At 53.6% G+C, this 12,488-nt stretch carries 10 protein-coding genes; 6 read left to right on the top strand and 4 right to left on the bottom strand.

Annotation, left to right across the window (positions count from 1 at the left end; translation table 11 throughout):
* Position 1 precedes the first annotated feature (1 nt).
* Both ygfK and U868_RS0116700 read right to left on the bottom strand, forming a co-directional pair.
* Positions 2-3,112 (bottom strand): putative selenate reductase subunit YgfK, encoded by a 3,111-nt coding sequence (ygfK, locus tag U868_RS0116710; RefSeq protein WP_025154289.1) that lies wholly within the window; start codon positions 3,110-3,112, stop codon positions 2-4.
* Between the two features lie 344 nt (positions 3,113-3,456).
* The gene (locus U868_RS0116700; protein WP_029991245.1) at positions 3,457-4,005 is read right to left on the bottom strand and encodes an NTP transferase domain-containing protein; all 549 of its coding nucleotides are present in this window, start codon (positions 4,003-4,005) and stop codon (positions 3,457-3,459) included.
* 146 nt (positions 4,006-4,151) lie between these two features.
* Between U868_RS0116700 and yqeC the strand changes: the two genes are divergently transcribed.
* Positions 4,152-4,967 (top strand): selenium cofactor biosynthesis protein YqeC, encoded by an 816-nt coding sequence (gene yqeC / locus U868_RS0116695; protein ID WP_025154287.1) that lies wholly within the window; start codon positions 4,152-4,154, stop codon positions 4,965-4,967.
* A gap of 40 nt (positions 4,968-5,007) precedes the next feature.
* Positions 5,008-6,624: a selenium-dependent molybdenum cofactor biosynthesis protein YqeB gene (gene yqeB / locus U868_RS0116690; RefSeq protein WP_025154286.1), complete on the top strand. Its 1,617-nt coding sequence runs from the start codon at positions 5,008-5,010 to the stop codon at positions 6,622-6,624.
* A gap of 38 nt (positions 6,625-6,662) precedes the next feature.
* On the opposite strand, the gene U868_RS0116685 is transcribed toward yqeB, so the two are convergent.
* Entirely contained in the window at positions 6,663-8,021 is a 1,359-nt protein-coding gene (locus tag U868_RS0116685; protein WP_025154285.1) for an Nramp family divalent metal transporter, read from the bottom strand.
* A gap of 174 nt (positions 8,022-8,195) precedes the next feature.
* Between U868_RS0116685 and U868_RS0116680 the strand changes: the two genes are divergently transcribed.
* From U868_RS0116680 to U868_RS0116670, 3 genes are all read left to right on the top strand, one after another.
* Entirely contained in the window at positions 8,196-8,744 is a 549-nt protein-coding gene (locus U868_RS0116680; RefSeq protein ID WP_025154284.1) for a toxin-activating lysine-acyltransferase, read from the top strand.
* Positions 8,741-9,085 carry a hypothetical protein gene (locus tag U868_RS0116675; RefSeq protein ID WP_025154283.1) on the top strand — a complete coding sequence of 115 codons (345 nt, stop codon included), beginning with the start codon at positions 8,741-8,743 and terminating at the stop codon, positions 9,083-9,085. The genes U868_RS0116680 and U868_RS0116675 overlap by 4 nt, the downstream gene beginning before the upstream one ends.
* A gap of 108 nt (positions 9,086-9,193) precedes the next feature.
* The gene (locus U868_RS0116670; RefSeq protein WP_025154282.1) at positions 9,194-10,405 is read left to right on the top strand and encodes a mechanosensitive ion channel family protein; all 1,212 of its coding nucleotides are present in this window, start codon (positions 9,194-9,196) and stop codon (positions 10,403-10,405) included.
* Positions 10,406-10,506: 101 nt separating this feature from the next.
* Here the strand turns inward: U868_RS0116670 and tetR(D) are convergent, their stop codons facing one another.
* Positions 10,507-11,133 (bottom strand): tetracycline resistance transcriptional repressor TetR(D), encoded by a 627-nt coding sequence (gene tetR(D), locus U868_RS0116665; RefSeq protein WP_025154281.1) that lies wholly within the window; start codon positions 11,131-11,133, stop codon positions 10,507-10,509.
* Positions 11,134-11,228: 95 nt separating this feature from the next.
* Between tetR(D) and tet(D) the strand changes: the two genes are divergently transcribed.
* Positions 11,229-12,413: a tetracycline efflux MFS transporter Tet(D) gene (tet(D), locus tag U868_RS0116660; protein ID WP_025154280.1), complete on the top strand. Its 1,185-nt coding sequence runs from the start codon at positions 11,229-11,231 to the stop codon at positions 12,411-12,413.
* Positions 12,414-12,488 lie beyond the last annotated feature (75 nt).

The raw sequence follows: 12,488 nt of genomic DNA, 5'->3' as shown, positions 1-12,488 counted from the left end.
ATTATTTCTCCACCCGGCCTAACAGATAATGATAGTGTTTATGGACGTGGCTCATGATGCGGCACATCTCTTCCAGCTCCTGAGGAACCTGACTGAATTCCCCGTCAGCACCCAATTGTAATTTGCTGACTTTGCCATCGAGGCGGACAGTAAAGGTGCTGCCGTCGGCCAGGAAGCCCGGGTTGGTGCTGTTTTCGAAATCTTCCGGCAGACTGAAGATAGTGACTTTGTCTTTGTACGGCTTGCCCTGCCACGGACAGAACTGGGCACAGTTGCCGCACTCGTTACACATCGCATCCAGGTGCAGGGTCTGATAACGGTTACGGAAGCCCGGAATCGCCACTGAAATGTTGGCGCGGTTCGGGCACACATCGACACACTTCGCACAGATGTAGTTACATTCCAGGCAGCGCTCTGCTTCCTGTTTCACGAACGCCTCGCGGTCGTCGCTGTTCACCATCTGCACGGCGATAGCGCCTTTGCGGTCAGTGATATCCTGCGGATCGACATTGAGCCAGTATTTACCGCTGTAGTGAGAGAGGATATTTTCACGCGCCAGAATGGCATCCGTTGCACGACCCGCATCACCGATAGCCGCCACGATAGAGGACGGGCCGCTCTGCACATCACCAATCAGGAACACATTGGCACGAGTGGTTTCACCGCTGTTGCGGTACACTGCCGGCCAGCCGTCCTCACCCATCGGCACGCCGATTTGTGACAGCACTTCGCAGTCCTGCTGCTCGCCGATAGCGGTGATCACGCTGTCGATGTTCAGGGTGACGGTCTCTTCGGTCGCCACCGGACGGCGGCGGCCTGACTCATCCGGTTCACCCAGCTTCATGGTACGAACCAGCAGGGTACCGTCAGCATTGAACTGCTCCGGGTTGTGCAGGAACATGAATTTCACATCATCTTCAACCGCTTCTTCATACTCTTCCGGCCAGGCGGGCATTTCTGCCTGAGAGCGGCGGTAAATAACGGTCACATCTTCCACACCGGCAATCCGTTTGGCGGCGCGGGCGCAGTCCATCGCGGTGTTACCGGCACCGATAACGGCAACATGTTTGCCCATTTTCAGCGGCGCATTGTTGTTGTAATCATGCAGGAACGGCAGGGATTTATAGACGTTGCGGTTGTCACCGGCGAGTTTCACGCCGCTGTTTTTATCTGTCCCGATCCCGACCAGCACATAGGTGAAACCCTGTTTCAGCAGTTTATCGACGGTCAGACGCGGGTCACAGCCGTATTCAAATTTCACGCCGTGGTCGGCGACGAACTGAATATCATGTTCGATGGTTTCACGCGGGATACGGAAGTGCGGGATGATATTCGCCACCACACCACCGGCATTGGCTTCTTTCTCAAATACCGTCACCGGATGACCGGCACGGGCGAGGAAATACCCGGCCGCCAGACCGGCAGGACCGGCACCAATCACCGCGACCGGGTTTTTATCACCGGAACCGGCCGGTTTGTGCCAGCGGGCTTTGTACTCTTTCCAGCCTTTTTCCACCGCCACTTTTTTCAGTTCGCGGATATTCAGCGCACTTTCATAATCCAGGCGGGTACAGTTGTACTGGCACTGGTGATCACAGATATGACCGGTAATGGCAGGCAGGGCGTTGCGCTGGTAAATCAGTTCCAGTGCATCCGCATAGCGGCCTTCGCCCAGCAGACGGATATATTCAGGAATGTCCTGTTTGATGGCACAGGCGGTCACACACGGCGCGACATAACAGTCGGTCAGCGGCAGCGGGCCGCCCGCGTCGATTTCCTGGTCTGATTTCCAGTGTTTCTGGGTATATTCCATGCTGACGGCGCGTTCTGCCAGCGCATTCAGTTTACCCGTATCAATCTGCGTCATGCCCCACGCACCGGACTTATCCAGCTCACGCAGACATTCGGTCTGACGCATATAACCGCCCGGTTTCAGCAGGTCAGTCGCCATGGTGATCGGGCGGATACCGGATTCAAAAATATCGCGGATATTGAACTTGCTGGCACCGCCGGAATAGGAAATCGGCAGTTTGCCGTCAAAATGACGGGAGAGCAGCGCGGCAACGTTGATGGAGAGCGGGAACAGTGCGCGGCCTGACATATACATCTCGCCGCCCGGCAGACGCCCTTTGTTATTGATGGTACCGAGGGTGTTGGTCAGTTTGACCCCGAAACCGCGATCCACTTCCTTCGCCAGATCCATCAGACGCTGTAACATTTCCAGGGCGCGATCCAGTTTCAGGTCATGAGAGAACGATTCCTCACTCAGGCCGATGTAATCAAAGCCGCAGGTATCGAGAATTTCACGGACACGCGGGAAGCCGAGCAGTGTCGGGTTCAGCTTCACATAGGTATTGATATGCTTCTCTTCCAGCATGTAGCGGCAGATAGCCTCAATCTCATCCGGCGGGCAGCCGTGCATGGTGGAGAGGGTCACGCCTTTGGATAAATCGCCCGGTATACGGTCAGTCATGGCCAGAAGATCGGCTTTGCGATCGTCAAGACCCAGCGCTTTCAGGAAGCCCGGACGGGAAATAAAGGCTTTCATCTCTTCGCGGTATTTCGTGAAGACCGGCAGTTGTGAGGAATCCATCATGGCGTGGATGTACTGCTGCATGCGCGGCTGTTTAATCCCTTCCAGGTTATAACCGACACTCATATTAAAGATGAAGGATTTGGCCTCGCCTTTGGTGCGCGGGTCAAAAATCGCTTCTAATAAATGAAGGGCAAACCAGGCTTTGAGGTATTCGTCGTGGGCTTTCGGCAGGGTAAATTCGGTGGACCATTCGGTGTTGAAACATTCGTCCTGAGCATCGATACACGGTTTTTCGAGCTCAAGTTCATCGAGGATCTGAACGGTTTTTACCTCGATAAAACGGCCGCCGGTCAGCCAGGAAACCACAATATTCTGAGCAAGCTGAGTATGGGGACCAGCCGCAGGGCCGATCGGCGTCTCGCAGGTTTCACCGAAGACAGACATCAGAGGATGCTGATGTTCTCTGCGGTAAAACTGCCGTTCATTGATACCAAAAATGGAACGGCTCGCCTTATATTCTTCAAAGATCCGGTTCAGAAGTTCGCCGAACGGGACGGGACGCATTATATCTCCCATAAAACTCTCCTTGCTGCAATATGAGGGGGCATGCCGGTGGAGCGGGACATGCAACTGTATGCACTCACAGTTGCAACAATTACGCCAGGATTGTTTAAGGCTGCGGATTTCGCGTTCAGAGAAATAAAAAAATGTGAGTCAAATCTAATCTTAATGTCAAAGTGTGAAACAGCTCGCACAGCGCTAAATGAGAATATGAATCAATAAAAAAGATCTTGATTACCATGGGATTAACATGTGAATAAGATTCTCAAAAAAAGAAAAAATGTATCACATTGATAATAGAAAAATTGCGTTAACAATTAATGTTATTAATGGGATGGGTGTAATAGTGTACATCCGGATTACCCGCGATAATGCTGATAAGCCTCCGGGGTATCGATGTCGGTAATCACGGCATCACTCTGCATAGTCAGAAAACGGTGAGGACCGGCCAGCAGCCGTTTTTTCATGGTATTGCCCGCCGGGTGTGACAGTGCGGCGAGCAGACATGCGCGGGAGAGCAGCACGGGGTGGCCCGGAACTTGCTTGTAACAGGGAAGGAGTGCGGCATCACCGCGCTCTGTCCACAGAGTCTGCCAGATCTCAGGGGTGAGAAACGGCACATCACCGTGGGTGAGAAAACAGTATTCGCTGGTCACCGCCTGTGCGGCCAGGCGCTGCGAGGAGAGCAGACCGGTTTCATAGTCCGGGTTATACAGAATCTGAATGCGTTTTACTGACTGATAGCGCGCAGCCAGTTCCGCACCGCGAAAGCCGGTCACCAGCAGGACCCGGTGACAAAAGCGCAGCGCATTCGACAGACTGGTATCCAGTAAGGTTGTGCCGCCGCTGCCCCACGGCAGCATCATTTTCCACTCACCCATCCGTGAGGAGAGCCCGGCCGCCGTCATTATGCAGTCCGTTTCCTGCGGACAGAGCGGCTTCCGGACTGATAAACAGGATAAAATGGTATCGGCTGAGGTCGGGTGAGACGGCATAATGGGTATAACCTCCGCTGATCAATATTGAAAGTGACTGATATTCAAAGGATTCGGTAATGACGATGACAACGGCTCTCAATACACAGATCCCTGTCCGAAGTTGCGCCACTATACCTGAACCGCTGCGCCGGTTATGTGATACACATCCGGGCGGACACGCAATGGTGATCAGTATTGTCGGGGCGGGCGGTAAAACCAGCTGCCTGTTCTGGCTGGCGCGGGCTTTTTCTCAGTCAGGGAAAAAGGTGATGATCACCACCACCACCCATATGTTTCTGCCGGGGGAAGGATTTCCGGTCATTCTCGCCTGTCACCCGGTCCGCCTGCCTGATGCGGTGACAAACCGCGGCTCATTTGCCTGTTATACCGGCTGGAACCCGCAGAATAACAAGGTGCGCGGCTTTTCTGCCGCTGATATTAACGCCCTGGCGGAACAAAATGCCGTTGATGTTATTTTAGCCGAAGCTGACGGAGCTCGCGGTTTTGGCATAAAAGCGCCGGCTGAGCATGAACCTTGCATACCTGATTACAGTGATTGTGTTATTGCTGTGACGGATGGCCGGCTTCTGGGGGCGCCCGTCGGGCCTGATAATGTTCACCGGTGGTCACATTTTTCTGCCGTTACCGGCTTAAACAGCGGTGATACGCTGGATTTGGCGGCGATAAGCCGCCTGATCCGGCATCCGCAGGGGATGTGGAAATCAGCACCACCGCACGCATTACGGATCTGGCTGATAAACCGCTTTTCTCAAAATGAGAATTTTTCGCCGGATATACTGGCAGACTGGATCCGCGGCACTCCGCTGAACGCTGTATGGTTCGGTGCCGTCAGGGAAGATCCCGCAATTACACACATATTGCAGCGACAATAATATCAATGATAAATGCAGGGATATCCATTGAGGTCTGTTTATGAAAATTTTTACCGAAGCAGCGAAGTTGGTTGAGAAGAATTGCCCGTTTGCCATGGCAGAAATTATTGAATGTTCAGGCAGTACCCCCCGCCACAGTGCGCAAATGCTGGTGCTGGGAGACGGAAAAACCATCGGTACCATCGGTGGCGGCATGGTGGAGCGTAAAGTGATTGAAGAGGCGATCGACGCACTGCATGAAGGGCGATCCCGCATGTTCCACGGCCGGATGGCCCGCAACGGGCAGCATGCTGTCGGCTCTGACTGCGGCGGCGCGATGTCGGTGTATATCGCGGTACACGGTGTGCGTCCGCGTCTGATCCTGCTCGGCGGCGGTCACGTCAACCGTGCCATTGCACAGCTGGCGGCTTTTCTGAATATCGATATTCATGTGGCGGATGTGTATGCCGGTAGTCTTGAGCCGGATCTGTTCCCGCCGTCAACCCGCCTGTGGCACGTGCCTTCATTTACCGATGCCGTTAACCAGCTGGATCCGCAGCCGGAAGATTATGTGATAATCGCCACCAACAGCCAGGATCTGGAATCCCTCAACTGCCTTATCGGCAAACCGTTAAAATACCTCGGATTACTCGGCAGCCGCCGCAAAGTACAGACATTCACCAGACAATTAAGCGAATCCGGGGTATCTGATGCACAGCTCTCCCGGCTTCATGCGCCGGTTGGCTATGATATCGGTGCGGAAACGCCGCATGAAATCGCGGTCAGTATTCTGGCCGAGTTGTTGCAGGTCATGAATGATGCGCCGGGCGGGGCAATGAAACAGAACCCGGCGGAAATACGCAGAGCAAAACGGGTGGTGATCCGCGGTGCGGGTGACCTGGCAACCGGCGTGGCATTACGTCTGTATCACAGCGGTTTTGACGTGGTGATGCTGGATGTCTGTAAACCGACCGTGATCCGCTGTACGGTCTCTTTCGCCCAGGCGCTCTATGACGGCGAAAGCTGCGTGGAAGGGGTCTGTGCCCGCTATGCCCATGATATTGATGAAGTAAACCGCTATCTGAAAGAAGGCACTATTCCGGTGCTGGCGGACGAACACGGCGAACTGTTACCGGCGCTGCACCCGGATGTGGTGGTGGATGCCATTATCGCCAAACGCAACGTTGCCGGTACCCACCGCAAAATGGCGCCCTGCACCATTGCCCTCGGGCCGGGCTTTGAGGCCGGTGTCGACTGTGATGCGGTGATTGAAACTCAGCGGGGCCATCACCTCGGACGGGTGATCACTCACGGCAGCGCGGCACCTAACACCGGTATTCCGGGCAATATCAACGGTAAAACCACTGAACGGGTGTTACGCGCACCGCACAGCGGCATGATGACCCGTCATGTGAATATCGGCGACCTGGTACACGAAGGGGATGTGATTGCCCGTATCGGTGATACTGAGATTCTCTCGCCGATGGACGGCATGGTACGCGGCCTGCTCAATGAAGGGCTGTGTGTGCCGGAAGGGTTTAAAATCGCTGACGTTGACCCGCGCGGCGCACTGGCGGACTTCCGTTCGGTCTCTGACAAAGCCCGTGCTATCGGCGGCGGCGTGCTGGAAGCCATCATGACGCGGCTGAATAAAATGGACAGCGCCCTGAAATGCTGATCACGGATTTTCCGGGTACGGCACCGTACCCGGATTATTCATGCACGGAACAGCATCCCGCCTACTTCCCGGATCAACTGTAAATTGAGTATCACCAGCACCACAGCGGAAACCGTTCCGAGTATGATCGTCAGCCGCGAGTTCACAAACACCCCCATGATTTTTTTGCTCGAGGTCATCAGCAGCAGCGGGATCATTGAGAACGGCAGGGCGATACTCAGAAACACCTGGGTGTAAATCAGCAGACTTTCCACCACATCCTCGCGATCTCCCCACAGGTAAATACAGATAATCACCGGGATCACCGCCAGACCACGGGTGATCACCCGGCGCAGCCACACCGGCAGGCGCAGATGAATAAATCCTTCCATCACAATCTGCCCGGTCAGTGTACCGGTGATCGTGGCGTTCTGCCCGGAGGCGAGCAGCGCCACCGCGAACAGTGTGGAGAGTGTGGCGCTGGCGATACCGCCGACGATGCCCGGATTCTGCAGCGCGTCATACAGCTGGGTGAAACGCCCGAGGTCAGACGGGTCATGACCAAAAAACAGTGCCGCACCCAGAACAAGCAGCAAACAGTTGATAATAAATGAAAATCCGAGCTGGATGTTGGAATCAATTGTCGCAAAGCGGATCGCCTCGCGCAGCCCGGCTTCACTGCTGCGGTCATACTGGCGGCTCTGCACAATAGAAGAGTGAAGATAGAGGTTGTGCGGCATCACGGTGGCACCGACAATCCCCAGTCCAATCAGCAGGGCTGAATCCTGCCCGGCCAGTGTGGCGGTAAAGATTTTCTCCGACGGAATAAAGCCGCGCAGAACCGCGCCCATGTCCGGGTCCGACAGCATCACCTCGTAGGCAAAAATCAGGAAAATCGTTAAGATCAGGACAAACACAAAGGCTTCGATTTTGCGGAAACCGAGTTTCATCAGCACCAGCAGCAGAAACACATCCAGCACGGTCAGCAGCACACCGGCCATCAGCGGAATGCCGAACAGCAGGTTCAGTGCCACCGCACTGCCGATCACCTCCGCAATTTCAGTCGCCATAATTGCCAGTTCAGTGGTGATCCACAACAGCGCAGCCAGTTTCGGCCCGACCCTCGCCCGGGTAGCCTGTGCCAGATCCCGGCCGGTGACGATCCCGAGTTTTGCGCACATTGCCTGTAACAGCATCGCAATCAGGCTGGACAGCAAAATCACCGACAGCAGCAGATAGCTGTACAGCGCCCCGCCCTGAATCGAGGTGATCCAGTTACCGGGATCCATATACCCCACCGCCACCAGCGCACCCGGGCCGGAAAAGGCAAACAGTTTACGCAGAAAACCGGACTTTGCCCCGGCAACCGGCACGGTATTATTGATTTCAGCCAGACTGAGTTGCGGTGTATTCAGCATGATAAATCCATCCGTGATCGTAATGAGAATTATTATCAATATATCCCTTATCACGATGCGGGATTATCACAATTGTGCGATCGTCACAACGGGCGGATTTCGGATGAAACCGGGTACAGGACTTCCCGTAATGCGCTACCCTCTCCGCACAGGCTCTGTGCAAAAGGAAGAAACATGAAAATCGGCAAATACACGGTTTATGCCCCGTTTCTGGCGGATGATAAACCCAGTGAGGCGGAAGTCTGGGGGGCATCAGTCTGGTTATGGATGCTCTCCCCCCGCCACAGCAAAACACCGCTGCGTGCGCTGGCAAAGCTGCTGCTGCCGCTTATCAAACAAAAACAGTATGTTCTGGTACTGGAAAACAGCCAGCCCTGTTTTTTCCTGAGCTGGGGGGCGCTGAGTGCGGAAACGGAACAGCGCTATCTGGCGGGATGTGATGAGTCTGAGTTGTATCAGCAGTTGCGCAGCGGTAACCGCATCTGGTTATTTGACTGGATAGCCCCTTCTGATGAGGAAAATGAGATGGCTGAGCTTATTATGAGCACGATTTTTCCGGCGCAGTGTTTTCGCATGCTGCGCCTGAATGAAAGCGAAAAAAGTATCAGAATCATCGAATTCAAAGGCCATAAACTCAGCGAAAAACAGGCGGCTGAATGGCGGGCCGCCCATCCGGTGATGTATCCGCAGAAAGCACAACAGAATTCACAGGAGCAGAAATGAAAAGAATCGCCCCGGCGGTCATTATGTTATTGGCGGCAGGATGTGCCGATGAAAATATTTATCCTGCCTATACGCCGGATTCCCTGAAAATGCATGCACAGGCTGCGATTAACCGCGATTTTCAGGCGGGGGATCTTGCAGATCTCACTATCAGCAATATTAAAGAAAATCCGCCGTCCGTTACCGGTAAGCGGAGTATTGATTTTACGGTATCCTCTGCCGCAACAAACCGGGTTTATCACTGTATCCGCACTGATTATTCTGTCCGCCGCTTCGGCACCCGCGATCTGAATCCGGAATCACCGGGGCATATGGTCTGTGAGCTGCAGAATAAATCCTGAATTTCCCGCCGGCAATAACCGGTGCCTGATATCACCCGTAATCAAACACACATATTTTACCTGTGTCAGACTCTATTGCTGATATTTTGATGTATGCTGTGAGATATGATGGAAAAATTATCTGAATTATATGATTTTATTACCGCGAGCGCCGTTTTATCGGCGGTGATTCTGGTGGTTATTCTGCTGGTCACCTGGTTTCTCGGGCGGCTCATATTTCTGCGCGTGGCAAAACGTTTGCTGTCGTTATTTACCAACCTGACTGACGACAGCATGATCCACAGTATTGCCAAGAAAAGTGCCTCTGTCGTGGCGGTCACGCTGGTACTGTATATTAATAAGATGCTGCCGACCTTTTCGGCAGAAATGAATATTCTGTTTAATACCGTATGCAGCGCATTCCTGATTATTAATCTGGCTTCACTGGTCAATGACGGGCTGGATATCTTTATTCTGCGCCACACCGGGCGTTCATCGTACCGTAACAGCTCAATAAAGGGGTATATTGAGATCGCCAAAATCGGGGTGTGGATTGTTTCCTTTATCCTGATTATTGCGTTAATGACCTCGCAGTCGCCGCTGATTATTATTTCCGGTTTCGGTGCCGTTGCGGCGGTGCTGATGTTTGTCTTTCAGCACACCTTATTATCCTTTGTCGCCAATATTCTGGTCTCCAACGGTAAAGTACTGAAACTGTATGACTGGATAGAATTACCCGGCAGCAATATCAGCGGTGAAGTGATTGATATTGCACTGCATACCATTACTGTCCGCAACTGGGATAATACGATCTCAAGGATCCCGACAAAAGATTTCCTGACCGAAAAATACACCAACTGGCAGCCGATGTTCTCTTCCGGCGGCCGCCGTATTAAACGCAGTTTTTATATTGATCAGTCCTCAGTATCGTTTGCCGATGAAACGTTATTAGCAGAGCTGCGGAATCAGGAGCCGTTTCGTCAGTCTCTGGATGAAATACTGGCGGAAAATACCGGTTACGATGATGTAAAAGAGTGGATGGCCGCAAAAGGCGTGACTAATTTACAGCTGTTCCGCAAATATCTTCTTAACTGGATCAAAATGCGCGGTGATGTGCGGGAGGATATGTATCTGGTGATCAGAGCCATGTCGCCGACCCCGGAGGGATTGCCGGTTGAAATATACTGTTTTACCCGCTCCACCACCTGGGTTGATTATGAGGAAACCCAGTCACAGATATTTGAATATGTGAATGCGTCGGCAAAATATTTCCGGCTGGATATTTACCAGCAACCATCCGGTCACGACCTGGCAAATCTGCGTTACCGGGCCGGCCGATAATGGTTTTTGTATTTTTGATGACGGTTTGCGATAACGGAAAAGGAAACGAAAAGCATGCGCGTCATGGATGTATTTACAGCGGCTTTTCGTTTTTTTCGTTATCAGCAACTCCCCGGTGCTGATGTAAGTTGCACCTCAAACCCCAGAATCAGGCTCTCCAGGCCGTGCAGAAAGGCCTGCTCACCATCATCACTGTCCATAATGTGAAGCGCTTCCCGCAATAACGGCGGCAGGTGTTCGTCCGGTGCCGCCGGGCGATCGGTCAGAGCGGCAGTATGCTCCTGCTGCTCCAGCACGGCACCAAGTGTGAAATGACTGACCGCCGAAATCGCATACAGCCCGTCACGCAGTGAAAAGCCGTTTTCGGTCATAAAGCGTAACTGTGTTTCCACCGTGTCATACTGTTTTTCATTAGGGCGTGTACCGAGATGCACTTTTGCCCCGTCACGGTAACGCAGCAGCGCCCGGCGGAAACTCATCGCATTGTTGCGCAGAAATGACTGCCAGGATTCCCCCGCCGCAGGCAGTGAATAATCATGATGACGCGCCAGAATTTCCACCGCCAGCGCATCCAGCAGTGCCCGCTTATTTTTCACATGCCAGTAAAGTGTCGGCTGTTCTATGCCCAGTTTCTGCGCCAGTTTGCGGGTTGTCAGCCCGTCAATTCCCGTCTCATTCAGCAGTTCCAGTGCCGCACTAATAACCGATTCTCTGTTCAGCCGTGCCATGACCGTCTCCTCTGATTTTCAGATTGACACTCTATCACTGATAGATATACATTCAAACTCTATCAATGATAGAGAATTAACACAGGATCTGAAAAATGAATAAACCCGCTGTTATCGCGCTGGTGATTACACTGCTGGACGCGATGGGAATTGGCCTGATCATGCCGGTATTACCGTCACTGCTGCGGGAATATCTCCCGGAAGCGGATGTGGCAAATCATTACGGCATTCTGCTGGCGCTGTATGCGGTGATGCAGGTCTGTTTTGCACCGCTGCTGGGCAGATGGTCAGATAAGCTGGGGCGCAGACCGGTGCTGCTGTTATCCCTTGCGGGGGCTGCGTTTGATTACACGCTGCTGGCGCTGTCTGGTGTGCTGTGGATGCTGTATCTCGGGCGGATTATCTCCGGGATCACCGGTGCCACCGGCGCGGTTGCAGCTTCGGTAGTGGCAGACAGTACGGCGGTCAGTGAACGCACCGCCTGGTTCGGTCGTCTCGGTGCGGCTTTTGGTGCCGGGCTGATCGCCGGGCCCGCTGTCGGCGGGCTGGCCGGGGATATCTCACCGCATCTGCCGTTTGTGATTGCGGCAATGCTGAATGCCTGCACCTTTCTGATGGTCTTTTTTCTCTTTAAACCGGCGGTACAGGCAGACGAAAAACCGGCGGAGCAGAAAGCGGAAAGCGCAGGTATCCGCTTTATCACACTGCTAAAACCGCTGGCATTACTGCTGTTTGTCTTTTTTACCGCACAGCTTATCGGGCAGATTCCGGCCACCGTCTGGGTATTGTTCACAGAGAGCCGCTTTGCCTGGGACAGTGCGGCGGTCGGTTTTTCACTGGCGGGACTCGGGGCGATGCATGCACTGTTTCAGGCGGTGGTTGCCGGGGCGCTGGCAACACGGCTGAGTGAGAAAACCATCATTTTTGCCGGGTTTATTGCTGATGCCACCGCGTTTTTACTGATGTCTGCCATTACTTCCGGATGGATGGCATATCCGGTTCTGATCCTGCTGGCGGGAGGCGGGATTGCACTGCCTGCATTGCAGGGAATTATCTCCGCCGGGGCATCGGCGGCAAATCAGGGCAAATTACAGGGCGTGCTGGTCAGCCTGACTAATCTGACCGGTGTGGCGGGCCCGCTGCTGTTTGCCTTTATTTTCAGTCAGACACAGCAGAGTGCGGACGGCACGGTATGGCTGATTGGCACGGCACTGTACGGTCTGCTGCTGGCAATCTGTCTGCTGATCAGAAAACCGGCACAGGTGGCGGTCACCTGCTGACCGGTGCTATACAGGCAGCGCTGTTGTGCGGTATGGTGGACGGCATTCGCGCTTATCGCCTGCCATGATAAGCCT

It is taken from the genome of Morganella morganii H1r, assembly GCF_000633515.1.
GTDB classification, from domain to species: domain Bacteria; phylum Pseudomonadota; class Gammaproteobacteria; order Enterobacterales; family Enterobacteriaceae; genus Morganella; species Morganella morganii_B.
Note: the sequence above shows the minus strand (reverse complement) of the source record. Positions and strands in the feature narration are given on the sequence as shown.